Source organism: Nonomuraea sp. NPDC050022 (assembly GCF_044460705.1).
Classification (GTDB): Bacteria; Actinomycetota; Actinomycetes; order Streptosporangiales; family Streptosporangiaceae; genus Nonomuraea.
In genome coordinates this window covers 18,601-41,837 of sequence record NZ_JBITKE010000008.1, presented here as the reverse complement: position 1 = coordinate 41,837, position 23,237 = coordinate 18,601, and the positions used below count along the sequence as shown (strand labels likewise).

The following is a 23,237-nucleotide window of genomic DNA, read 5'->3' as shown; positions in this document are numbered from 1 at the left end:
ACATGACATGCCCCGAATCGAACGAATCGACGTCCAGCTGGTCGACCTGCAACCGGCGGCCGTCCGCGTCGACGCGATGCAGTCCTTCGTCAAGCAGGAGACGGTGCTGGTCACCGTGCACACCTCCGACGGGCTGTCCGGCACCGGGTACTCCTACACGATCGGGACCGGCGGGCGGGCCGTCACGTCACTCATCACCGAGCACCTGGTCCCGGCGCTTCTGGGCCGGGACGCCCGGCCGGTCGAGGCGCTGTGGCGGCACATGCTCGACCAGACCCGCGCGACCACCGTCGGGGCCATCACCTCACTGGCGTTCGCCGCCGTCGACACCGCGCTCTGGGACCTGCGCGGCCGCCGTACCGGTGAGTCGCTGTGGCGGATGGCGGGCGGCGCGCACGAGCGGCTACCCGTCTACGACACCGAGGGCGGCTGGCTGCACCTGCCCGTGGAGGAACTGGTGGACGGCGCGAAGCGGGCCGCCACAGCCGGGCTGCGCGGGGTGAAGGTCAAGGTGGGCAGGCCGTCGCTCGCCGAAGACGCCGAACGGCTCGCGGCCGTCCGCGAGGCGGTGGGACCGGGTTTCGAGGTCATGGTCGACGCCAACCAGGCGTTCACCTCCGCGGAGGCGATCCGGCGCGCCCGGACCTACGAGCCGCTCGGCATCGCCTGGTTCGAGGAGCCGCTGCCGGCCGACGACCTGCACGGACACCGGAGACTGGCGGCCTCCACCTCGGTGCCGGTGGCGGTCGGCGAATCCCTCTACTCCGTTCAGCGGTTCGGCGACTACCTGGCCGCGGGCGCGGTCGGCATCGTGCAGGTCGATGTGGCCCGCATCGGCGGGATCACCCCGTGGCTGAAGGTCGCCCACGCCGCCGAGGCGTTCAACGTCGCGGTGAGCCCGCACTTCCTCATGGAACTGCACGTCAGCCTGGCCGCCGCGGTGCCGAACGGGATGTACGTCGAGTACATCCCGCAGTTGCGGGCGATCACCCGCGGCTCTCCGGTGATCGAGGACGGCGAGATGACACCGCCCGACGTCCCCGGCATCGGGATCGACTGGGATCCCGATGCCCTCGACGACCATCGCGTCGCCTGAGCCGCCGTTAGCCGGCAGAGTGTCGGTATTAAGGTCGCTACCTTAAATGGGCGAGTCGCATATCCTATTTATGGCGGGAGTATCGCAGTTGTAGCAGAAACTTGCAATATGCGTGATAAAAAATGACATTCGTGCTTTTAGGCAACAATAGGCATTTCTCGGAGGCAGGGGCCCAGTAATGATGAGCCGTGATGGCCCCCCACATCGATTCGACAGGAGCGCCGATGAGAAGACTGCTGACCGCCATCGTCGTCGCGGCGGCCGCCGTCATGTGCCTTTCTCCCTCCCCGGCAGAAGGATCGACGCGGATGCTCGGCCCCAGCTCGAACGTCTGCGCGAACGCCCCCATCCCCACCGGCTCGATGCCGACGGCCTACTTCGACTGGTACCAGTGTGGCCAGCCCGGCACCATCTACTACAACGCGAAAACCGTCCAGGTCATCAGCGACACCGCCGCGGGCGGCACGGTGACCACCTGTATCACGCCTCCGCCCCCGGCCGGGTTCTATGCCACGGCGCTGTCCTACTCCTTCAACTGTGAAATCAGCAAGACCCCCAACGGCGTCCTCAATAACCAGCAGACCCTCACCAATATCAACGGTCTGCCCTCCGGCCGCACACTCATCATCTGCGGCGTCCAATCGGCGCCGCCCGGCTGGACCGTCGTCGCCGTCGTACAGACCTACCTGTGCGTATATCCCCGGGGCGGCGGGATCGGCGACAACGCCGTATCGATCCGCAAGCTCTGAGACTCACGCGCTCACCGAGCCTGACACCCCAGCCGAGGAGGTGTCAGGCTCGGATCATCCAGCAGTTGAATGCCGGCGCCTACCTCTACTCCTGGCACTATGCGTGCTGCTCGAGAGATGCGCCAGGCTCCCTACAGCAGTCTCAACGCGCTGCGGACATCGCTGAGGAGGGTGGTCATCGCCCGCTCGGCGGCGTCCGGGTCTCCGGCGCAGATGGCTTCCATGACGGCCTCGTGATAGCCGATGGTCTCGGGGACGGGGTAGTCGGAGCGGCCGTGCGTCGGTGACTCCCTGAGGACTTCCGCGATCGGATCGGCGAGGGCGGTGTACATCCCGTTGCCGGAGGCACCGAGGATGATCCGGTGGAACTCGATGTCCGCGGCGAGGTAGCGCATCGGGCGGTGCGTCGTGCCGTAGCGGCGCATGTCCTGCGCCGCGGCACGGAGTGCGGCGCGCTCGTCGGCGGAGGCCCGCAGGGTGGCCAGGTGCGCCGCGATCGGCTCGATGCCAAGGCGCAGCTCGGTGAGAGAGCGAAGCTGGGCGGCGCGGTGCTTGCTGTCCAGGCGCCAGCGGATCACCCGGGTGTCGTAGACGTTCCACTGCTGCTCAGGCGAGATGCAGATGCCGGTGCGGCGCTGTGAGGTGACCATGCGCAGCGATTCCAGGATGCGCATGCACTCGCGCGCCACCCCTCGCGAGACGGAGTAGCGCTGTTGCAGGCTCTCCAGGGTGAGGACGGATCCGGCGGGCAGTTCTCCGCTGACGATGTCTGAACCCAGTGCGTCGAGAACCGCCGAATGGAGAGTCGCAGCCGACATACGATCACCCTACTCGTCACCGGGACGGCCATTCGCCGTCCCGCCTTGGGGCCGGGCCGTTCGGACGACGTCGCGCCAGGGACGCGTGCCGGGCGGAGCGGGTACGGTCACTGGTCAGTTCTCCGCTTCGAGAGTCCTGCGGCGCTGACGGACCAAGGGCAGCGCCGTACTGACGAGGACAAGTATCGTCAGGGCGAGCAGCACGACGGCCGTCGGCGAGGAGGCGAAGATGCCGAAGCCGCCGTCGGAGAGCACCAGCGACCGGCGGAAGTTGGTCTCGAAGATCGGGCCCAGGATGAAGGCCAGCACGATCGGCGCGGGCGGGACGCCGATGCTCCGCAGGAGATAACCGGCCAGACCGGCGGCCACCATGACGGCGACGTCGAAGGTGTTGCCGTTGATGGTGTACGCGCCGACGATGAGGATCGCCACGGTGAGCGTGGACATCACGGCGGGCGGGATCTTCGCGATCCGTACGAAGACCGGCAGCAGCGGGATGTTCATGACGAGCAGGATCAGGTTGCCGACCACCATGGAACCCACCACGCCCCAGAAGATGTCCGGGTGGTCGGAGATCAAGGTCGGCCCCGGGGTGACGCCCTGGATCAGCAGTGCGCCGAAGATGACGGCGAGCACGCCGTTCGGCGGGAAGCCGAGCGTGAGCAGCGGGATGAAGCTGGAGATGCTGGCGGCGTTGTTGGCGGTCTCCGGGCCGGACACCGCCTGTGGGACGCCGTGGCCGAACCGCTCCGGCGTACGGGAGATGAGGCCGCCTCGCCGGGGATGCGCAGCAGCACCGAGGTGATGGTGCCGCCGTACATGGCGCCGTAGTAGACGCCGGCCAGCATGATCACCGCGGTGGACGGCTCCAGGCCGAACGTGATCGGGAGCAGCAGCGCCACGGTCGGCGCGGGGCCCAGGCCGGGCAGGACCCCGACCATCATGCCGACGGACACGCCGAGCAGGACGAACAGCAGGTTCTGCGGGGCGAGGGCCACCTGCAGCCCGTCGGCCAGATTCTGGAGGATGTCCATGACTACCGGATCCCGGTCAGGGTGCCCAGCGGGGTGGGCACGTGGAGCAGTTCGATGAAGACGACGACGATCCCCGTCGTGATCGCGGCCGCTCCGATCAGGCTGCGGACAGGGGCGGTCCTGGTGATCACGATGAACCAGTAGAGGCAGGTCAGCGCCGTGGTGACGGTGAGCCCGAGCAGGGTGACCATCGGCGGCGTCAGCGCCAGCAGGGGAAGGGCCGCCGCGACGGCGAGCCCCTCGGCGCGCGTGATACGGCTGACCCCGTCGATGACGACGCCCGGGTTCAGCAGCGCTGCCAGGGTGAACGCGAGGGTGGCGGCCGAGATACAGCCGATCCAGAACCCGGGACCGGGTTCGGCGGGGCTGCCGAAGTCGAGTGTGGTGAACGCGCCGGTCGTGGCGACGGCGGCCAGGAGCGTCAGGAGCGCGAAGCCGATCCGGCCGGACCGGAGGTCGGAAGAAGCGGCCATGTCAGCCGCGCTTCTTGGCATAGTCCTAGGCCGCCTGCCGCAGCAGCGTGGTGACCTGGGCGCCGTCCATGAAGGAGGCGGGCGCCACGCCCTTGCCCAGACCGGTGACGACCTTCTCGGAGGTCATGCAGGTCTTCATCGCGCCCTCCAACCGGCCGACGACGTCGTCCGGGGTCTTGGGCTGGGCGGCGAGGAACCAGAAGGAGTCGGCGTACGGGAGATCGGCGTACCCCAGGGACTTCAGCGTCGGCACGTCCGGCATGGTGATGATCGGCTCGGTGGCGGCGGTGGCGAGCACGCGGACCTCGCCTGATCGCACGCGGGGGAGTACGACCGCGGCGTCGGCCGACAGGTAACCGGCCTGCACCTCGCCGGAGAGCACGGCCGTCATGGTGCCGCCGTTGCCGTCGAACGGCACCGGCGTGAGCTGCAGCCCGGTGGAGCCGATCAGCGCGGTGGCGGAGATGCCCGGGACGCTTGTCTTGCCCGGGATCCCGAGCTTGACGGCGCCGGTCTTGGCGGCTGTGAAAAGGTCCTTCGCCGTCGTGAAGGGGGAGGCCTTCGGCACCACGAGGACGACCGGCGCCGTGCCGATCATCCCGACCGGCCGGAAGCTGTCGACGGTGTAGCCGACGTCGCCTTCCAGGATGGGCGGCAGGACGGCGTTGGCGGCGGTGGTCGACACGAGCGTGTAGCCGTCGGCCTTCGCGCGGGCGAACACGCCGTTGCCGACGGCGCCGGACCCGCCCTCGCGGTTCTCGACCACGATGGTGGCCTTGAGCTGCTGTTCCAGGCAGGGTGCCAGCACGCGCGTGGACAGATCGGTGGACGACCCCGCCGGGACGGGGACGATGATGGAGATCGATTGCGAGGGATAGCCGGAGGAGGACGGGGCCTCGGTCAGGGAACAGCTCGTGACGAGCAGCAGTCCGGCCGACGCCGCGGCCGGGATGGTACGCAACCTCATGGTGCGGATCTTTCTCGAGGTCGCCCGCGCCGGGGAGGGCGCGGGCTCGGTCATTTTGATACGCCGGGTGGGAACACGTGGGTGTCGTGGTCCGGGATGCGCGGCAGCCATTCGGCGCTCCAGCGCTGTTCGATGCCGTCGCGCCAGCTCGTGGCCGCCGCGGTCAGCTCGGCCACGAGGCCCGGGTGCTCGGCGGCGCGGTTCACCGTCTCGCCGGGGTCGTCGGCGAGATCGGCGAGGAACACCGGCTCGGCCGGGGGCAGGCCCTCTTCGAGCTGGCCGTCCAGGACGAGCTTCCATCGGCCGCGCCGGGTCGCCGTCTGCACGCCCTGCTCCCAGAACAGGTGCTCGTGCGGTGATCGGGCGCCGCCGGTGAGCACGGACAGCATGTCGTGGCCGTCGCACTCGTACCTCTCCGGCTCCCCGCCCGCCGCGGCGAGCACGGTGGGGAACACGTCCATGGCGGCCAGCGGCTCCTCCACCACCTGCCCCGCGGGGATCACGCCTGGCCAGCTCACGATGCCCGGAACGCGAATGCCGCCCTCGAAGAGGCTGAACTTGTGGCCCTTCAGCCCGCCGGAGCTGCTGGCGCGGTACGGGGTCTGGCTGCCGTCCATCCAGTTGCGGATCTCGCGGGACGGCCCGTTGTCGGACATGTAGAGCACGAGCGTGTTGTCCAGCACGCCTTGGCGATCCAGCTCGTCCATGACCGCGCCGACGGCGTCGTCCAGCGCGCTGATCATCGCCGCCATGATCATCTGATCCCATGGCAGGTGCGCGAAGCGTTCCTTGTACTTCGCCGGGGCGTGCAGGGGGTAGTGGGGCGCGTTGAACGGGACGTACAGGAAGAACGGCGACCGCGCCGCGGCGGCCTCGCGCACAGCGCGCGTCGCGCGGTCGGCCACCAGATCGGTGAGGTACTCGCCGTCGAGGTAGACCTCGCTCCCGTTCTCCCAGAGGTCATGCAGCGGCGTGCCGAAATAGGTCTCGCCGTTCATGCTCACCCGGCGGTTGTTCGGGCTGTAGTGGATGTGCGAGTAGTAGTCCACAGCCCCGGCCAGGTGCCCGAACGTCCGGTCGAACCCGTGGGCCTCCGGCCGTGATTCCGGGGTCAGGCCCAGGTGCCACTTCCCGACCAGTTCGGTGTGGTAGCCGACCTCCCGCAGTGCGCTCGCGAGCGTCGGCACGTCCTGGCTCAGGCCCGGCGTCGTCCGATACCCCTGCAGAATCGACCGTACGCCCGCGTTCCCCGGATATCGGCCGCTGAGCAGGGCCGCCCGTGAGGGTGAGCAGACCGGCGAGTTCGAGTACCAGTTGGTCAGCAAGGCACCCGAGGCCGCCAGCGCGTCCAATCGCGGCGTTCGCACCGTGGGTGATCCCATGCATGACAGGTCGCCATAGCCGTGGTCGTCTCCGACGAAGATCACCACGTTTGGCCGGTCAGGTCCCGGGCTCACAGCCATCGATCCGTACTCCCCATTCCTTGCGATTGCCGGGAAAGGTAGCATCTTCGGCTGAAAGGTACAATCTTTTGGCGCGAACGTGGCCATGCCGCGAGCGCGGATGGGTGAGCGACTCAGTTCCGATGCGCAGGCGGTTCTGGGCGTTCGTCGGTCCAGCCGATCGCCTGGTACGAGGTGGAGACACGGACCCCCGGACAACCAGGCTCGTCGCGAGCTAGGTAATCGCACCAGGGTCGTTCAGGATGTCCCGCGATTCGGCCTCGGCCCAGCTGAAGATGCCGATCGACATGGTGCTGCGCTCCTGGGCGGCGCGGAGCGCGTAGACCTCGGCGCGGGCGGTGTGGACGGCCTTGTCCTCCGGGGCTGCGTCGCCGGCGAGCTGGGCGAGGTGGCAGGCCAGCCGGTGCTCGCCGGCGCGGGACAGCTCCAGTGCGCGGTCGGCGAGGACCTGGGCGCCGCCGGCGAGCGCGGCGAGTTCGGTGGCGAGGGCGGCGTCGGTGGCGGGCTTGAGGTGGGCGGGGTTGCCGTCGTACCAGCCGGCGAACTGGCGCCATACGTTGCGGACGATGAATTCCGGCTCGTCGTAGAGCGGCTGCAGGTAATGCAGCGCGGCCAGATCGTCCGGCACCCGCACCCGGTGCAGGGTCTCGACCAGCGTCGCGCCGTCGTTGAGGCAAGCGAGCGTCTGGTCGACGAGGGTCTCCAGGTAGCGGGCGGTGTTCTCCAGGGCCTCGCGTACGTGATCGGCGCCGACGACGGGGATGCCGTGGCTGCCGAGCATCAACTCGGCGTCGAGCGAGGCCATCCAGCGCAGGGCGGCGGCCCAGTCGACGGGATAGCGCTGCACCTTCTGCGGGTTGCCGGCGTTCGGGGAGACGCCGAGGAACAGGTCGCCGGGGAAGAGGATCCGCCGCTGGGGGAGCCAGCCGACCACGTGGTCGTCGGTCTCGCCCCGGTGGTGGGTGAGTTCGAGGCGCAGGCCACCGGTCTCGACCACATGGGTGTCGGAGAAGGTGACGTCCGGTTCCCGGTATTCGGCCGGCCAGACGAGGTCGGGGATGCGGAACTGGCGGCGGTTGATGATCGTGTTGTAGCCCTGCGTGTCGGCGTAGCGCCGGAAGCGCGCGAGTACGTTCTCGTGCGCGATCACCTGCGGGCGAGGCACACCGTGAGCATCGGCGGCGGCGTCGAAGGGGCCGAGTCCGCCGACGTGGTCGACGTGACCGTGGGAGTAGACGGCGTGGGTGACCGGCCCGGAATCCCACGCGGTCACCCGCTCGTGCAGCTTGTCGGCGAGCAGCTTGACGCCGGTGTCGAAGAGTACGACTCCGTGCTCGTGCCGGAGGGCGAAGGCGTGCCCGAAACCGGGCACCATCAGCACCCCGTCGGCGACCTCCTCGGCGTCAGCCATGACGGGTTCCGCTATGGAGGCCGGCTCGCGCCGACCGGCCCACATCTCATCGGCCAGCTTGAGAATCGAGGAGGTCATGACGGGTCCTTTCTACAGCGGCTTTCGGGCGTGACAGTCGCCACTTGATGATCGCGGTGCGGCGGCAGTGGCGTACAGGCCCCGCCGCGCGGCCCGGCGTACGACCACGACGGTGAAGGCGGCCATCGCCGGCAGCGACGGCTTGCTGAACAGTGCGCTGACCAGCGTGAGTCCGACGAGTGAGTTCGCCGCGTAGAGGTAGCCGAGCGGCACGAGGTGACTCACCCACAGCACGGCCCAGCCCGCGGTCAGGCGGACGTGGCGGCGCCGGGCGGCCGGATCGCCGGCCGTCCGGGACGGCTCTGTCCCGGCCTTGCGGCAGACCGCTTCGGTGAGCGGCCGCCCGATCAGCAGCGAGACGGCGCACGCCACCAGGCCGGCGGCGTTGAGGACGAGTTCGGACCCGCCCCGCGGCCGGGCTGCGGCTCGTCGACGGGGGCCACCGCGAGCTGGCCACTTTCTCCCGCGAGCGGAGGACGGCCGCGGGGCTTCCGCGGGCCAACATGTTCGACCAGCGGCGCACCCTCCGCAGCGTACGAGGCGCGCTCCTCCCGCTCGTCCGCCTGCCGGGCCCGGACGGCGAATCCGTGCTGGTCGACCGGGTGCTCGGCGAGCGCCCAGCGGTCGTCGCGCTCCCCGGCACCGACCTCGCGGCCGTCCCCGACGCCCTGCCCTCGGCCTGGCTGACCGTCGATCCGGAGGGCGGCGAAGGCGAACGGTTCCTCGCACGCTGGCTGCGGAACGCCGGCGTCGCCTGGGTCAGCGTCGACCCCGACCGCGTGATCAAGGCCGCGGGACCGTCCGGGCTACCGCGGTGAGTAACGGGCTCGCCCCGGCTACGATTTCGACCATGCCGGCACAGCAGTCGTCGCGTGGAGAGAGGCGCAAGCTGCGCACCCGAAGGGCGCTGATCGAGGCCGCGCAGGAGATCTACGCCGAGCGCGGTGACTTCGAGGTCAGCATCCAGCAGATCACAGATGCCGCCGACGTCGGCGTCGGCGTCGGTACGTTCTACAACCACTTCTCGTCCAAGGCGGAACTACTCGACGCGGCGATCGCCGAGGCGCTCGAGACCCACGCCGCCTGGCTGGAGAGGCTGCTCGCCGACGTCGACGACCAGACCGTGCTCAACGTCCTGCGGATGTTCGGCATGGCAGAGTCGGAGGCCTGCCGCATCGTGGCACTGCCGCTCCCGGCCGACGAGCCTCCGCCCGGGTCGATCTGAGAGTCGCTGGAAAAGGATTGGACGGGATGATGCTCGGGCTTGTAGCTTGCAGTCGACCGTGACACCGCCCCAGGAGGTGAGACCCATGAACGCTGTATCGATGTGGGTGCTCCCCCTTCCGGTCACGGCCGGCGATTGACGTAGGTGTCGCCGGGAGCGCCTCGCCAACAAGGCACTCCCGAAAGGCAACACCTATGCACTCTCCGCAGTTCCCCGCCGAGCCGACGTCGGACATCTCCGGGCTCCGGTCGCCGGCCTCCGATCGCGCGCCCATGTTCGACGTGATCATTGCCGGGTGCGGCCCGACCGGCGCGATGCTGGCCGCCGAACTTCGGCTGCACGATGTGCGGGTACTCGTTCTGGAGAAGGAGACCGAGCCTAAGTCGTTCGTCCGCATAGTCGGTCTGCATATTCGCAGTCTTGAGCTGATGGCGATGCGCGGACTGCTGGATCGCATGCTCGAACACGGAAGACAGCGTCCGGCCGGCGGATTCTTCGCCGCCATCCCCAAACCCGCGCCCAAGGGCCTGGATTCCGCGCACGCCTACCTGCTGGGCATCCCGCAGCCGGTCATCGAACGCCTGCTTGAAGAACACGCGATCGACCTGGGCGCGCAGGTCCGGCGCGGTCGCGCGGTGGCCGATCTCGAGCAGGACGACGAGGGCGTGACCGTCGAGCTGGCCGACGGCGAACGGCTGCGTGCGCGCTATCTCATCGGCTGTGACGGCGGGCGCAGTACGGTGCGCAAACTGCTCGGCGTCGGCTTCCCCGGCGAGCCCTCGCGGACCGAGACGCTGATGGGCGAGATGGAAGTGGGCGTGCCGCAGGAGGAGATCGCCGCCAAGGTGGCCCAACTCCAAGACACCCATAAGCAATTCTGGCTCAGGCCCTTCGGCCAAGGCGTCTACAGCGTCCTCGTCCCCGCCGCTCAAGTAGCCGACCGCGCGGAACCGCCCACGCTCGACGATTTCCAGCAACAACTGCGCATCATCGCCGGAACCGATTTCGGCGTGCACTCCCCGCGCTGGATGTCCCGCTTCGGAGACGCCACCCGGCTGGCCGAACGCTATCGGGCCGGGCGGGTGTTCCTGGCCGGCGACGCGGCACATATTCATCCACCCATCGGCGGACAGGGCCTCAACCTGGGCGTCCAGGACGCGTTCAACCTCGGCTGGAAACTGGCCGCCCAGATCCGCGGCTGGGCACCGGAGACACTCCTGGACACCTACCAGGCCGAACGTCATCCCGTCGCCAAGGACGTACTGGACAACACCCGCGCCCAGATGGAACTGCTTTCCACCGAACCGGGCCCGCAGGCCGTGCGCAGGCTGCTCACCGAACTCATGGACTTCGACGAGGTGAACCGCCACCTGATCGAGAAGATCACCGCGATCGGCGTCCGCTACGACTTCGGTGCGGGCCCCGACCTGCTTGGCCGCCGCCTGCGCGACATCGACCTGAAACAGGGCCACCTGTACGATCTGCTGCACCGCGGCCGCGGCCTGCTGCTGGACCGCACCGAACGCCTGGCCGTCGGCGGCTGGTCAGACCGGGTCGACTACCTCGCGGATCCCACCGCGGCACTGGATGTCCCGTGCGTCCTGCTACGCCCCGACGGCTACGTCGCCTGGATCGGCGACGATCAGCAGGACCTGGACGACCACCTCTCCCGCTGGTTCGGCAAGCCCGCCAACTGATCCCTCCTGGTGTCGGCTCCGGGTCGGCGGTGTCGTACGTCCCGGTGCCCGATGATCGTCGCGGTGGCGGCGGCCCTCGCGCTGCCCGCCACCGCGCTTCCTGCCTGTCTCGCCCATGGCCCCGCGTCCGGCCGAGGCCATTGGCGTGCGAGTAGCGCGAGGGGGTTCCAGGAGTTCATCAGCGGGACCAGCTCTTTCGCGTTGTTCGGAATCCGTAGTAGCCGGAGAGGCAGACATTCCGTAGACATTCTGTAGACGCCGAATATACGGGCCTGCCACCATTCATGTGGCCCCTGAGGTGGTAAAACGGCACAGTTGCGGCGAGTATGGATTTTTACGCAGAACAGCGGCAGGAAACCTCCTACGTTCATGTCCGTCCGGAACGACCACTGGGCATCACGACTAATCAGGAGGACGGAATGCGAAAGATTCGCAGCATTCTCGCCGGGGGCGCCGTCGTCGGCTCCCTGGCAGCGGGACTGGCCCTCGCGCCGGCCGCGAACGCCGCGACGACCGGGGTGGCGGCGACCACGGCGACCGCGACAGCTGCCAGTTCGAACGGCTTCCGGTGGTACTCGGGCTTCGGCCGGGGCGAGGACCGGGGCGACCGCAGCTACATCAAGGGGGAGTGGCACCGCGATCGGTCCGGTGACGTCGTCTTCGTCTTCGCCATTGTGATCGTGGACGGGGACGACGACTACAACTGGGTCCGCTTCAAGTGGCAGGACGATGACGGCGACGTGCACTACCGCTGGGTCAAGGCCTTCGAGGGGCGCCGTTACTCCTACCGGTTCGACCGGGACGACTACCGCAATCTCCGCATCGGGCTCTACGGGAGCGAGAGCCGGGGCGGCGACTTCGGAGGCTGGCACAAGTTCTAGCCACCGCTGAACCCGAGGCCGTCCGTCTCCCTCACCGGGGAACGGACGGCCTTTCCCTTTCGGCGTCGGGGCGAGCTCCGACGATGCGGTTGGCGAGCCGGCTGATTCGGCTCAGCGACCCGGCGGGCTCAGTGGAAGACATACTCACCCTGGTCCGCGCTCAATGACGCCAAGGTCGTCCCGTCCTACTTGCTCGCCCCCGTCATCGCCGACAAGTCCGACTGTGAGCAGACCACCACACGGCGGACCAGCTGAACTGACCTCCGAGAGGCTTGAGCGGTGACGCACCCTACTCGGTCAGGTCGTGGTGGTGGCCGTTGAGGAGGGCGGTGCCCAGATGGGTGGCGGAGTGGAGCACCCTCTGACCGTGACGCTGGCTCGTCACCAGCCCGGCTTCGCGCAGGGTCGTGACCTGGCGGCTGGCGGTGGAGGGCGGGACGCGCAGCTGCCGCGCCAGCTCGGACGTCGTGCACGCGCCGAGAGCGACGACCTCCAGCACCCGGGCACGGGTGAGTCCGAGCAGGTCGGCCAAGGTTCGCGGGGGATCAGCGCCCCCGCCGTGCGCCCACGCCGGGTCATGCTCGATGGGATAGACCAGAACCGGCGGGAGCTCCGGATCGCGCAAGGTGACGGGGGCCTGGCGGCAGAAGAAGGACGGCTGCAGGATCAGCCCGCGTCCCTCCAAATGGATGTCGTGCTCGGCCGGGTAGGCCAACTCCAGCACCGGGTACGACCAGCGCGCCGACGGGTGCAACGTGGCGAACACCGCCTCCCAGCCGCCCTCCGACAGCAGACGGGAGCGGCGCGTCCGGTCCTTGCCGACCTCCACCCGGATCTGGGACCAGTACGGCGACAGGCACGCTTGGAAGTAGGCGCCGGCCGCCGTCGCGATGGCTTCCACCTCCTGCGTACCCCCGGCCGCCAGGCCGTGGGTCCAGGAGGGCAGCCGGGTGGTGGAGTGCCTGTGCGACAGCTCCGCCAGGTCGGCGCGCAACCGGTGACGGGGCGTGCGGCGCAGGGCCTCCATACCGGCCTCCAGCGAGCCGGACTCCGTTCGCGGAGTGAGGAAGTCGACGGTGTAGCCGCGGGGCGGCGCGAGGGTGGTCAGCCGCCCGGTGGGCGACGGCACGCGGCGGAGGGCGCGTCGCTTCCACTCGCCGTAGACCACGCTGTGCTCGCGGCGACGCAGCCGGTTCAGGCTGAGCATCAGCTCCCACATCGTGTCGGGTTCCCGGGCGATCCGGGTCCGCGCCAGATCGGCGCCGGTGAAGTGGATGCGCAGCACGCTCGTCAATCCTTCCGGGAGAGACCAAGTACGCCTGAATGAGCTGGTCGGTGGTCAGGCCTGAAACCGGGTCCGAGGTCCAGGGTGTGGCGTCGGGGACGGAATCTCCAGGAGATTCAGGCTGGCCTGAATAATGACGTCTGGGAAGAATCACCTCAGGGGATGTCAAATACGGGGGCGTCGATGGTTTATCGCGTTCACTTCACCAGTCAGGATCTTGCTCGTACGAGAGTGGCCGAGGCGCCAATGCCCTTGGCGGAGCTGCAGCTGGCGATACGGATGTTGCAAGACCGTGAAGCGGCGTGGTTGGACGGCTGGCGCCGACGGGTCATGCCCCGGCTGCCGAAGCACGCGCGCATGGTCTTATCCCTGGTTCCCGCGGTCGGGTGGGCACCGACCTTTCTCGGCCCGGCTAAGGCCGGCACCCTCCCAGAGCTGGTCGAGCAAGTGAGAGCGACCCCGTCCGACGTGATGAACAACGAACTCGCCGCGATGGCGGAGCTGCAGAGCGTCCCAACATGGGCTCGCCATCTCGGCGACGATGAAACGCTGCGTGGGCATCTGTGGGAGGCGCTCGAGCAGTTGTACGAGCAGCTACTGGGCCCCTACTGGCAGCGGCTCACCGGCTGTTTCGCGGCTGATCGCGCTGTCCGGACCCAGCATCTGCTCACCGGAGGCGTCGAGCGGCTGCTGACTCTGGCCAACCCGCGCTGGATGCGTTGGAACCCACCGGTGCTGGAAGTGCGGATGGCCAATGGCCTCGACCACGATCTGTATCTTCAGGGGCAGGGCATCGTGCTGGTGCCGTCGGCCTTCGCATCGCGCTCCATCGTCGACGACGACGAGAGCCAACCGCAGGTCACCTATCCCCTCCCCGGCGATCTGTCTCTCGACCGGTTGACCGCCCTGGTCCCTGAGCAGGTGGCCCCGGGCTCCACAGCCGCCTTGGCCGCGCTGCTCGGGAACACCCGCGCCGCCGTACTGAGCGTCATCGCCGAACATCCCGGCTGCACCACCACGGAACTGGCCGGGTTGAGCGGCACCACGCCTCCAGGTGCGAGCCAGCATGCCACCGTTTTGCGGGAGGCAGGGCTCATCCATACGACCCGCTACCGCAACACCGCGCACCACACCGCCACCACCCTGGGCATCGCCCTGTTGAACGGTCCGGACGGCACACGGCAGAACTGACCCGCCGACCACCTCCTCCAAGAAATCTACTTTGTAAAGGCGCTCGGGCGAAACAAAAACCCAAACACATAATCGAATAAATACCCTCATTTGACAGCAAGGATCACGGAGGGTCACGGGTAGAGCTGGTCGCCGGCCTCGCGGCCGCGGGTGGTCACCCATGGCGCTGTCGACATCCCCATTGCGTCGACGGGGGACATCCCGGTCACCCCGAGCGACTCCACGGGCCGAATGCGACCAGGCATGGCAGCAGATCGCCCCCGCTGCCCCCCGTTCGCCTCCTATCTGTGGACGCACTGACGCCCGAAGCCCAGGCTGCCTGGCACCGCCGGCGCACGCCGCCGCCTGCGTGCCACCAGATGTACGGCTCAGGCTGACTCGGGAGCCCAGGTGGGGTCACTCGGCGGCCATCAGGCCGCTGGCTCGTGGCGGCCGACCGGCGGGCGACCGCCACGCAGCGTGTGTGCGCCGACCCCGGTGCCCGGTGTCAGCAGGGCCTCGCCGTACGCGGGCAGAGGCCGCGGTGCGTGGCCTGCGACCACATCGCCCTCCTGGTCGCCAACAGATCAGGCTCCGCGAACGTCGCGCGGTGCTGACCACCTGGGCGCGCGGCCTCCTGGACGACCACGCCACGGCGGTTGTCTGGGCCCGGGTGCGGCCCCTCGACACTGCGGCCGCCGCCGGGCGAAGATCGGAAGAGTTCGGTTTGCCGTTCTACGGGAGGAAGAAGTGAGCGAGTACCCCCAGGATCGCCTGTACGCCGGTGAGCTGCACATGTGGGGCAACGGTGAGTGGTTCAGGCGCAACAGGAAGCTGGACACGCCTGGCGACCGGGTGAGGGTCGGCTTCACCGCCTTCTTCATAGGTCAGATCCCCGACAGAGAGCTGCGGGTGCGGTTGCCTGAGGTAGGTAGCTACGTCGAGCTGGGTGACTCCTTCGGTCAGGTCAGCTGGACTCAGGAGGGGGATGCTGATTCCGACGAGGAGTGGGAGGACGGGGATGCCGCTCCTGGCGAGAGCTGGAGCGATTTCTGCGCACCAGTCGAGGCGAAAGTCGTCGCCGTCAACACCGCGCTCGCCAACACTCCGGAGCTACTCATCAGGGACCCCTACGGCGAGGGCTGGCTGTTTGAGATGGAGATCCATGACCGCGAACCCAAGTCCGATTTCAATTGGGATGCGGACGGTTATGCCGAGTTCATCGCCCAGGATGCCGACTAGACCGGCAATATTCAGGGGCAACCCACATATATGAGCCTCTAGGGGGTGGCGCCTGCCCCATGATCGCCCTCGCTGCGATACCGCGCCGTCGCCCCCGGCCTGCGTGAGCGCGTCGGCGTCGGCTCGTCCACCAGCCAGCGCATCATCGCCATCACCGGGGGAGGCTCGGGCTCGACTACTGCGAGGCCGGCCCCTCTCTCCCACCCTGCCCTGCTATCGGCTGTTGATCATTACAGGGCCCGGGACTTCTCAGAGCCGAGGCCGCTCGGGAGAATTGTCATCAGGCTCTGGGGGTTTCGGTGACGTTATCGACGTGAGGCCGTGCCGAGTGCCTATGGGCGCGACGGAAACAATCGGGACTGCCCATCGCCGGGCCTTAGACCCACCGTGCCATCTCACGCGAACGAAGGAGATAAACATGTCAACATGGGAGAGCGTGTCGAAGCTGTCGGTGACGCTCGAGAGCGGCGGCGAGAATTGCGACATCTACGCGAATGGACAGAACAGGATCGGCGTGACGATCAACGTCGAGCCGACTGACAAAAACGGGGATCCCGTTCGGGTCGACCCCCAGCACCTAGCCGCTAATTTGTGGCTCATCGACTACGTCGATGGGTCGACACTCAACCGGGACGGCATCTCGGGCTGGGCCTATTCGGACGCCGCGAACGAGTTCACTGCAATCCCGGACGGGTCCAGCGAGGGCGCCGAAGCCACGATCGAAGGTGGCGGGACCGGGCACGTCTCGTTCTATGTGTACTGCTCACCCGAGGTGAGCCGGAAGTCGATCGGTGTCCGGGTCAGGACCGACTCCGGTGTTACCGTCAACAGTTCACAAACTGGGACATGCCACAGCAAAGTCACGCTCAATCCACGGCCGGCCAGAACGTACATGTTGAATGACATCGACTGGGATTGCTCGCGTACGTCAACTCAGGACGGGGAAAACACAAAGTATGTGACGACATATGCCTGGAACTACTATCTGTCCTTGAAGGGTGCAGCTAACTACTTCGTCACGTTCCAGGTGCGGGGCCACTTCACGGATTCTGGTTACGCCGGGTTATTCGCGTACAACATCACTCCGGAGAACCACAAAAATTTCTACGGCGGCTATGTCTGGCATGATGAGCCGCATGACTCCAGCACGGGGGAAATCGTCAATTTCCCCGAAGGGAACAACTGGTGGGATTTCGCGGAGATCTACGACAGGACATATCCCGAACGCTACCTGTGCTTCACTTGGGTGCACTCCACCACCGGTGGCAACGGATGGCACATCCCCAACGGGCCGCTAGAGCAATGGGAAGGGCATTTCAATCCGGAGATCATCGCGTTCGACAGGTACGGCAACACGGGCACGTTCTGGGTGGATGGGTCGGACATCACTGAGGCGCTCAACATCTACGACCGCCAAGGCCCCCCGTTCGGGTCACCGTCACCAGGCGCAAAATAGCGAGTCGGCTCAGGTCAGAGCCTTGATCGAAGGGGGCCTGATTATCTGGGGTGCCGAGAAGGCGTCAGGCATGTTCGGTAAGTAAGGTTGGCGCGTACTCCACGACCTCGGACGGCACCCGTTACGGCCTGCAGCCTGGTTCGCGCCCCGGGCCATCCCGGAGCCGGCCTCACCGGCGAGGAACAGGGGGTGCAGGGGGCAGCGGCCTCCGCATCGGCCGTCAGTGGGCGTAGTGCTGCCAGTACCTCGTTCAGAGTCCGGTCGGCCGACGGGCCGCCGTCCGGGCCCTGAGTTGCTTGGCGCGCCGTGAGGCCATCAGGCTGTCCTGGTGGCGGGCACAGTGCCGGGCTCGCCGTCAGACCACTCAACTATGCTGTAGGCGATGTGGTCGCTGTCGTGGCCGCGTCGATGCCGGCGGGAATCGAGGAGAGTTTGGCGTCGCGGTCGCGCTCGGCGTCGGTGTAGCAGCCGAACCGCACTCGGCAGCTCCCTGGTCCTGGACCACCTCGCACAAGTCCTCTTCGTCCACATGCCGCGCGCCCACGCCGACCAAACCGACCGCCTCACCGGCTGGCTGGGAGCACTCAACAACGACGGCATCGGCGCCGCACTCCGCGCCATGCACGCACACGTCGCACACCGCTGGACGCTCAAGGAGCTCGCCGACATCAGCCGCATGTCACGCTCGGCATTCGCGGCGACCTTCAAAACCCAGGTCGGAACCCCTCCACTGGAATACCTCATCCAATGGCGCATGAGCCTCGCCCGCGACGCCCTGCGCCGCGGCACCCGATCCATCACCGAACTGGCTGATGCGGGCCCGCAGGTAGGGCGCGCTGTGGCCGAGCCGATCGGCGGTGATCTTGCCGGGCCTTGGACGACCAGCTGCCGCACGATGGCCTCAGCTTCGCCACGAACCCCCTCGTCGCTCCCGGCGAGGCGAGCCCTGAGGAAGCCGGCCGCGCGTCGTCGGGGCGGAGAGATCTGCTCTGGTACGCAGGGCATCGGGTGCTCACGCGTACGGGGAGGCCGGTATGCCGGGCTGGAAGCGGCTGTTGGCGCGCCTCAGCCAGAACGGGGCGTCCGGCCATCGGGTCTCGATGCCGTAGTAGCCGTTGCGGTCCAGCAGGTAGGAGGTGTAGCGGGAGCGGGTGCGGCGCTGGAGGGCGGCGAGTGTGCCGTAATCGCCGCGATGTCGGCCACCGGCAGCGGCCGGTAGACGAACGCCGGCCCGGCGGTCGGCCCCAGCTCGGGATCGGCGGCCGGGCTCAGCGGGGTACGCATCAGCAGCGTCGCCAGGGCGGGCAGGGCCGCCCGCATGACGGGAAAGGCCGTCTGGAAGAACGGGCGCGGCGCGGTCGTCGTGCCGAACGCCTCGCCGAGCGCGGCCAGCACCAGCGTGTAGCAGTTGTCGAACAGATGGGACAGGCGGCGGAAGTCGCCGTCGAGGTCGGTGTCGGACGGGTTCGCCTGCATCGGGTAGATCGGCGGCAGGCTCACCTCGCCCTCGGCGATCCGCTGAAACCTGCGGTAGTGGGACAGCTCCCAGGGGGTTCCGATGATCGGGCCGTAGGTGCCGTCGGACCGCTCGCCGTAGTGGTCGTAGCCGCCGTACGGTTCCTCGTATGGTACGGGCGGCTGCTGGATCAGCGCCCCCTCGCCCTGCTGGACGATCTCCATGATGGCGGCCGTCACCGTGTCCAGATCGTGCACGATGTGCAGCTGGCCGCCACCCGGCCCGATGTAGGTGTCGTCCCGCTGGAACCCGGTGTCCTGCCCGAACACCCCCTTCTCGCCGAGTTTGTCGACGCAGGTGACGAAGCCCAGTTCGATCGCCTTGTAGAACTGTCCGATGGTGTCGTACGGCTCGTCCTCGGCGGGCGCGTCCGGGCTCGGCTCCGGCTTCTCGATCCGCATGAACACCGTGCGCGCGAGCGCCGGGGAGAGCGGCTGGAGCTGGACGAACGGCCCGCCGGCCGCGTGGCCCAGCAGGTTCGATGGGTAGCTGGGCACATACTTGCCTTCCAGCGAGGGGATGCGGCCGATCGCGTTCATGAGGTTGGCGACCTGCATCATGTGCAGCATCTCCTCGATCACTACCCCGCGGATGAGGCGGGAGGCCTCCGACGCCGGGTCGCTGATGGAGTAGAGGGCGCACAGGTACGGCGGGATCGTGGACAGCTCGATGCCCAGCGCCAGCTGGAGGTGGTCGCCGAGCTCCTGGAGGGATTGGATCGGCCGGTGGATCAGCGGCACGGGCGCGGTCATGACATGTCCTGCGAGGTCTCGGGGGTGAGGAGCACGACGGCGGTTCCGCCGAGGGCGGGGGTGCGGGGGTCGGCGGGATCACCAGGACGGCCTGCGGTGTCTCGATCCGCTCGGGCGCGGCGTAGAGGCCCTTCTGGTCGATCGCGCCCACCTGCGGCAGGATCCTCCACTTGGCCTCGGCCGGGTCGCCGCCGAGCGTCGCGGCGAAGGACAGCGTGCCGCCCGGTCCGAGCGGCGCGGGGGCGTACGGCGTGACCTGCATGGCGGCGGGCATGGACGGCAGGACGACGATCTGCGCCCGGCCGCTACGGTCGCCGATCCGCGCGCTGATCGTCACGGCGGTGGGCTTGTCGATCTTTTTGGGCGGGGTGTAGACGCCATTGGCGTCCACCGAGCCGAGGGCGGGGGAGAGCGACCAGACGGCGTTGCCGGCGGCCCCGGGCAGGACCGCGGTGAAGGTCTGCGGCTGGGAGCGGGCCGGCAGGACGGAGATGACCGGTGCGATCCGCACGTCCGCCGGGCTCACCACGACTGCCGCGTACGCCTGCTCCTTGTCCTTGCCGTCTGTGGTGGCGGTGACCACGACCACCTTGGATCCCGTCACCGCGGTAGGGGGCGTGTAGAGGCCGGTCGCGTCGATCTTCCCGCCGCCGCGCGGCACCGACCAGGAGACTGGCCGGTCGGCCGACAGCCGCAGCGTCTCCCCGGTCGACACGGCGGCCACCGGTGGCGTCACGGTCAGGTCGGAGGTCCGCAGCGTTCCGAACGCGACCAGGTCGCCGGGCACGTGCGCGCTCTCCAGCCGGGACGTCTGCCGGCCGGGGAACAGGAGGTTGGTCACGGCGAAGGCCCCGACGTGCGGGATGTCGAAGCCGAGCAGCAGGTCGCCGAGCTTGTGGCAGACCTGGGCGGAGATCCATTCGGAGACCACTTGCTGTGCCTCCTTCTTGTCGAACAGGTCGAACCCCACGTCCGGCGCGGTGTAGCTCACCTTGACCCCGCCGTCGGGCTGAAAGGAGATCACCGCGGTGACCGGGTCGACCGACGGCAGGTAGGAAATGTCCAGCTCGACCGTCATCGTGACCTGGCCGTCCTGGCAGTACGTGAACGGGGTGGAGACCTCCACACTCCACGGCTGCGGCCAGTCGTGCCGCCACTTGCCGGTGAGCCGGCCGGACTGGGCGGAGCCGGTGATGTCTTTCAGGGTCACCATCACCGGCTCCGGACCGCCGCACCATCCGGGCTGGACGGATCCGTTGGGCAGCGGCAATCGCGCCTGCATGTAGGCGCGCCCGCCGGTGGTCGACACCGACCACGCCTCGTCCCGGTCGCCGGCCGCCGCGACGGTGACGCCTTCACCGCCCCGCGCCAGGGCGTCGTGCAGGGCGATCGGCATGATCTCGCCGAAGAACACCCGGCTCGACACCAGCAGCGCCGCGTCCATCCCCGCGGGAACCGGGTTGGCCAGCGGGAGCGTCGTCTGGCTGTCGCCCTGCTGGTGGTACTTCGTGGGGACGAACAGCAGCACCCGTCCGGCGTCGTCCGGGTCGCTCTGGTCGCGCTGCGTGGCCAGCTCGAAGTCGCCGGCGGGGGTGAGGTCGGTGCTGTTGGGGGTGTAGTCGAGCGTGCCCAGGGCGTACCGGTAGCCGGTGGCGTGGTCGCGCAGGAAGCGGAGGAAATACGTGCCGAGCAGGGTGCCTGCCGCGTCCGGCATGCCGAGCCCGGCGAAGAAGTCCTTGCCGTCCTCGATCCGCAGGACGACGTGGGTCTGCTCGCCGACTTCCCCCTTCACCTTGGCGAGGGGCACCGTACCGGTGATCGTGTAGCCGTGTCCCTCGGTGATCCACTGGGTGGAGACGACGTTGGCCGTGGCGGCGTCGGCGACGACGACGCGGATGATCCCGGCGAGGACCGGAATCGTGAGCAGCGCCGCCTGCGGGTCCTGTTCGGGGTCGAAGGCGATCAGCGGGTGGTCGAGTACGACGTCGTCGAACTCGACCGCGTAGTCCCCGATGACCGGGACGCTGCCCGTCACCGGGGGCAGGTGGCTCCCGGTGCTCAGGTCCAGCACGAACTGGCGCTGGAACAGCTCGTTCACCTTGTGCGCGGACAGGGCGTACACCACGTCCCAGCCTTGCGTCACTCCCTTGCCTCGCAGCCGGGAGAGGATCTCGTCGCGGCTCGGTCCCGTGCTCATGATGTCGCCAACCTGTCGTAGTCGAAGTCGCCGATCGGGTCCCAGAGGCATATCTGCACGAACGAGGAGAGCCCCTCGGTCTCTTCGACCGCCTCTGGAAGCAGGAGGATCTGGCCCAGCCACGGCAGCGGCTGCGCGATGGCCTCGAAGACGTCCAGGCCGGACACTCCGGGGTCGTGGTCCGAGAGCTGGTAGGCGGCCCCGGCCACACCCGTGCCGGTGAGGGTGACGGCGAGGACGTAATCGATGGTCGCGTTCAGCTGGAAGTTCAGGGCCTTCAGCGCCGCGGGCACCTGCTTGCCCGCCAGGGTCAGGCTGCCCGTGATGATGTCCACCAGGACGAACGCCCCGTCGGAGAGGATGGGTGCCCAGAGGCCGATCCACGTCGCGTTGGTGATCCGCGCGCCTCTGGTCATGGACGACCAGTCCCACTTCCAGGCGAACTCGGGGCTGAAAAGGACCTGGACGACCCCGTTCGCCACCACGTCCAGCGCGTTGAAGAACACCGATTTCAGGCTGACGCCATCGCTTCCGGGGTTCGCCATGGCCGCGGCGGCGTCCTCCATGTTGATCGTGTCGGCGATCATGTCGATGATGATCAGCAGGCCGGAGGTGTAGAACTTCGCGTCGTCCAGCGCCGAGGCGCCACTCATCGCCTTCGCATCCGCCGTCAGGGAGGCGTCGTACGGCCCGCGGCCGGTCTCCATCAGGCAGGTGAGGGTGACGGGGGCGGCGAGCACGAGGCACAGGATCCGGCCCAGCGTCATCGGGTCGTCGCTCTCGTCCGGCCGCACCACGTGCTCCCAGAGCCAGCTGAGCACCGGCACGTCGGTCATCGGCGTGGTGAGCACGTCGAGCAGCCCGCGGATGATCGCCGCCGCGAACTCCAGCAGCACCACGGCGAGGATGTCGGCGCAGTCCACGGCCAGGTCGATCAGGTCGCGGAAGGCCGCCAGCAGATCCGCGACACGGATGTCGCCCGCCCGGGACGGGTCTCGGAACAGCGTCTCGCACAGCGCCGTCAGGTCCCGCACCGTCTGCTCGCCATCCTGAACGGCGCCCATGTCGTCGATCGCCTTGGCGATCTTCTCCGCGAAGCCGTCGGGAAGCCCCGGGATCACCGGGGAGGGCTGGTCGGGCAGGTTCGACAGCATCTTCGACAGCACGTAGTTGTGCTGCGCGGGGCTGCCCGACAGCGCCGCCGTCAAGGCGGGCGAGCGTTTGGTCCCAGGTGCGGGCAGCAGGCGCAGCCGGCCGTGTGTGATCTCGCCGATCGTGGTGTCGCCCAGCAGGGCCGCGACCGTGTCGAGCCCGGTGTTCAGCTCCGACTTCAGATCCCTGAAGAAGCGTCCGGCCGCCACCGGGGCGGCCTCCCGAGCCAGCCGGCGACCGAGGAGAGCCCGTCGGTGACATACCCGTAGAAGGCGTCCATGGTGCGCCAGATCGAACGCCAGTGGAAGGCGTCCTGCATCCAGTCCTTGAAGGTGTCGAAGGCGGCCCCGATCGTGTTGAGCACGCCCTGTATGAACGAGGCGGCCTCGGCCGCGCCCGCCAGGGCCAGGCCCTTCACCTGAGTCCAGATCCCCTCGGCGGACTCCACCAGCGCCGAGGCGGTCTGGCCGCTTGGATCGACGATGAAGTTGAGCAGCTTGACAGCGCCCGACTTGATCGAGGGTTGTTCTCTTGCGCAGGCGGCGTGCTGGCGCTGGGAGCCTGGCTGTGGTGGA

25 protein-coding genes are annotated in these 23,237 nt (G+C 68.3%); 12 read left to right on the top strand and 13 right to left on the bottom strand.

The window, feature by feature from the left end; all coding sequences use genetic code 11:
- Nucleotides 1-7 precede the first annotated feature (7 nt).
- Nucleotides 8-1,096, top strand: coding sequence for a mandelate racemase/muconate lactonizing enzyme family protein (locus ACIBO2_RS32495; protein WP_358543811.1), 1,089 nt, complete (start codon nt 8-10; stop codon nt 1,094-1,096).
- Between the two features lie 224 nt (nt 1,097-1,320).
- Complete coding sequence (locus ACIBO2_RS32490; RefSeq protein WP_358543814.1) at nt 1,321-1,845, top strand: hypothetical protein; 525 nt, start codon at nt 1,321-1,323, stop codon at nt 1,843-1,845.
- A 131-nt stretch (nt 1,846-1,976) separates the two neighbouring features.
- Here the strand turns inward: ACIBO2_RS32490 and ACIBO2_RS32485 are convergent, their stop codons facing one another.
- The 8 genes from ACIBO2_RS32485 to ACIBO2_RS32450 form a co-directional block, all read right to left on the bottom strand.
- Nucleotides 1,977-2,663, bottom strand: coding sequence for an FCD domain-containing protein (locus ACIBO2_RS32485; protein ID WP_357956429.1), 687 nt, complete (start codon nt 2,661-2,663; stop codon nt 1,977-1,979).
- A 114-nt stretch (nt 2,664-2,777) separates the two neighbouring features.
- Nucleotides 2,778-3,383, bottom strand: a complete 606-nt coding sequence (locus tag ACIBO2_RS32480; RefSeq protein WP_397301775.1) for a tripartite tricarboxylate transporter permease — start codon at nt 3,381-3,383, stop codon at nt 2,778-2,780.
- Complete coding sequence (locus ACIBO2_RS32475; protein ID WP_397301773.1) at nt 3,269-3,697, bottom strand: tripartite tricarboxylate transporter permease; 429 nt, start codon at nt 3,695-3,697, stop codon at nt 3,269-3,271. The genes ACIBO2_RS32480 and ACIBO2_RS32475 overlap by 115 nt, the downstream gene beginning before the upstream one ends.
- Nucleotides 3,698-3,699: 2 nt before the next feature.
- Complete coding sequence (locus ACIBO2_RS32470) at nt 3,700-4,170, bottom strand: tripartite tricarboxylate transporter TctB family protein (RefSeq protein ID WP_397301770.1); 471 nt, start codon at nt 4,168-4,170, stop codon at nt 3,700-3,702.
- 25 nt (nt 4,171-4,195) lie between these two features.
- Nucleotides 4,196-5,137, bottom strand: coding sequence for a tripartite tricarboxylate transporter substrate binding protein (locus ACIBO2_RS32465; RefSeq protein WP_397301767.1), 942 nt, complete (start codon nt 5,135-5,137; stop codon nt 4,196-4,198).
- Nucleotides 5,138-5,187: 50 nt separating this feature from the next.
- Nucleotides 5,188-6,600: a sulfatase gene (locus tag ACIBO2_RS32460; protein ID WP_397301764.1), complete on the bottom strand. Its 1,413-nt coding sequence runs from the start codon at nt 6,598-6,600 to the stop codon at nt 5,188-5,190.
- A gap of 214 nt (nt 6,601-6,814) precedes the next feature.
- Entirely contained in the window at nt 6,815-8,089 is a 1,275-nt protein-coding gene (locus tag ACIBO2_RS32455; RefSeq protein WP_358543824.1) for an alkyl sulfatase dimerization domain-containing protein, read from the bottom strand.
- Between the two features lie 12 nt (nt 8,090-8,101).
- Nucleotides 8,102-8,674 carry a DUF3159 domain-containing protein gene (locus ACIBO2_RS32450; protein WP_397302551.1) on the bottom strand — a complete coding sequence of 191 codons (573 nt, stop codon included), beginning with the start codon at nt 8,672-8,674 and terminating at the stop codon, nt 8,102-8,104.
- Here ACIBO2_RS32450 and ACIBO2_RS32445 point away from each other — a divergent pair.
- The 4 genes from ACIBO2_RS32445 to ACIBO2_RS32430 all read left to right on the top strand — a co-directional run bounded on the left by ACIBO2_RS32445 (nt 8,593) and on the right by ACIBO2_RS32430 (nt 11,892).
- Entirely contained in the window at nt 8,593-8,907 is a 315-nt protein-coding gene (locus ACIBO2_RS32445) for a hypothetical protein (protein ID WP_397302570.1), read from the top strand. The genes ACIBO2_RS32450 and ACIBO2_RS32445 overlap by 82 nt on opposite strands.
- 32 nt (nt 8,908-8,939) lie before the next feature.
- Nucleotides 8,940-9,314 (top strand): TetR/AcrR family transcriptional regulator, encoded by a 375-nt coding sequence (locus ACIBO2_RS32440; protein WP_397301760.1) that lies wholly within the window; start codon nt 8,940-8,942, stop codon nt 9,312-9,314.
- 272 nt (nt 9,315-9,586) lie between these two features.
- Complete coding sequence (gene rox, locus ACIBO2_RS32435; RefSeq protein ID WP_358543939.1) at nt 9,587-11,011, top strand: rifampin monooxygenase; 1,425 nt, start codon at nt 9,587-9,589, stop codon at nt 11,009-11,011.
- Nucleotides 11,012-11,430: 419 nt separating this feature from the next.
- Nucleotides 11,431-11,892 carry a hypothetical protein gene (locus ACIBO2_RS32430; protein ID WP_358543830.1) on the top strand — a complete coding sequence of 154 codons (462 nt, stop codon included), beginning with the start codon at nt 11,431-11,433 and terminating at the stop codon, nt 11,890-11,892.
- A 289-nt stretch (nt 11,893-12,181) separates the two neighbouring features.
- Here ACIBO2_RS32430 and ACIBO2_RS32425 read toward each other — a convergent pair whose 3' ends face one another.
- A complete protein-coding gene (locus ACIBO2_RS32425) occupies nt 12,182-13,177 on the bottom strand; it encodes a winged helix-turn-helix domain-containing protein (protein ID WP_358543832.1) in 996 nt (331 codons plus the stop codon).
- Nucleotides 13,178-13,429: 252 nt separating this feature from the next.
- On the opposite strand from ACIBO2_RS32425, the gene ACIBO2_RS32420 reads away from it, so the two are divergent.
- A complete protein-coding gene (locus ACIBO2_RS32420) occupies nt 13,430-14,368 on the top strand; it encodes an ArsR/SmtB family transcription factor (RefSeq protein WP_397301756.1) in 939 nt (312 codons plus the stop codon).
- A gap of 113 nt (nt 14,369-14,481) precedes the next feature.
- Here ACIBO2_RS32420 and ACIBO2_RS32415 read toward each other — a convergent pair whose 3' ends face one another.
- A complete protein-coding gene (locus ACIBO2_RS32415; protein ID WP_358543836.1) occupies nt 14,482-14,613 on the bottom strand; it encodes a hypothetical protein in 132 nt (43 codons plus the stop codon).
- Between the two features lie 484 nt (nt 14,614-15,097).
- On the opposite strand from ACIBO2_RS32415, the gene ACIBO2_RS32410 reads away from it, so the two are divergent.
- Entirely contained in the window at nt 15,098-15,589 is a 492-nt protein-coding gene (locus ACIBO2_RS32410; protein ID WP_358543838.1) for a hypothetical protein, read from the top strand.
- A 418-nt stretch (nt 15,590-16,007) separates the two neighbouring features.
- Nucleotides 16,008-17,045 carry a hypothetical protein gene (locus tag ACIBO2_RS32405; RefSeq protein ID WP_358543841.1) on the top strand — a complete coding sequence of 346 codons (1,038 nt, stop codon included), beginning with the start codon at nt 16,008-16,010 and terminating at the stop codon, nt 17,043-17,045.
- Between the two features lie 1,065 nt (nt 17,046-18,110).
- Here the strand turns inward: ACIBO2_RS32405 and ACIBO2_RS32400 are convergent.
- Nucleotides 18,111-19,313 (bottom strand): ferritin-like protein, encoded by a 1,203-nt coding sequence (locus tag ACIBO2_RS32400; RefSeq protein ID WP_397301752.1) that lies wholly within the window; start codon nt 19,311-19,313, stop codon nt 18,111-18,113.
- A 170-nt stretch (nt 19,314-19,483) separates the two neighbouring features.
- On the opposite strand from ACIBO2_RS32400, the gene ACIBO2_RS32395 reads away from it, so the two are divergent.
- The 3 genes from ACIBO2_RS32395 (at nt 19,484) to ACIBO2_RS32385 (ending at nt 21,531) form a co-directional block, all read left to right on the top strand.
- Nucleotides 19,484-19,687 (top strand): hypothetical protein, encoded by a 204-nt coding sequence (locus tag ACIBO2_RS32395; RefSeq protein WP_358543851.1) that lies wholly within the window; start codon nt 19,484-19,486, stop codon nt 19,685-19,687.
- Nucleotides 19,688-19,693: 6 nt separating this feature from the next.
- Nucleotides 19,694-19,936 (top strand): hypothetical protein, encoded by a 243-nt coding sequence (locus tag ACIBO2_RS32390; protein ID WP_358543854.1) that lies wholly within the window; start codon nt 19,694-19,696, stop codon nt 19,934-19,936.
- Nucleotides 19,937-20,169: 233 nt separating this feature from the next.
- Nucleotides 20,170-21,531 (top strand): hypothetical protein, encoded by a 1,362-nt coding sequence (locus tag ACIBO2_RS32385; protein ID WP_397301748.1) that lies wholly within the window; start codon nt 20,170-20,172, stop codon nt 21,529-21,531.
- Here ACIBO2_RS32385 and ACIBO2_RS32380 read toward each other — a convergent pair.
- Both ACIBO2_RS32380 and ACIBO2_RS32375 read right to left on the bottom strand, forming a co-directional pair.
- Nucleotides 21,507-22,871 (bottom strand): hypothetical protein, encoded by a 1,365-nt coding sequence (locus tag ACIBO2_RS32380; RefSeq protein WP_397301745.1) that lies wholly within the window; start codon nt 22,869-22,871, stop codon nt 21,507-21,509. The two genes, ACIBO2_RS32385 and ACIBO2_RS32380, sit on opposite strands and share 25 nt — an antisense overlap.
- Nucleotides 22,841-23,110, bottom strand: coding sequence for a hypothetical protein (locus ACIBO2_RS32375; protein ID WP_397301743.1), 270 nt, complete (start codon nt 23,108-23,110; stop codon nt 22,841-22,843). The genes ACIBO2_RS32380 and ACIBO2_RS32375 overlap by 31 nt, the downstream gene beginning before the upstream one ends.
- Nucleotides 23,111-23,237: the final 127 nt, after the last annotated feature.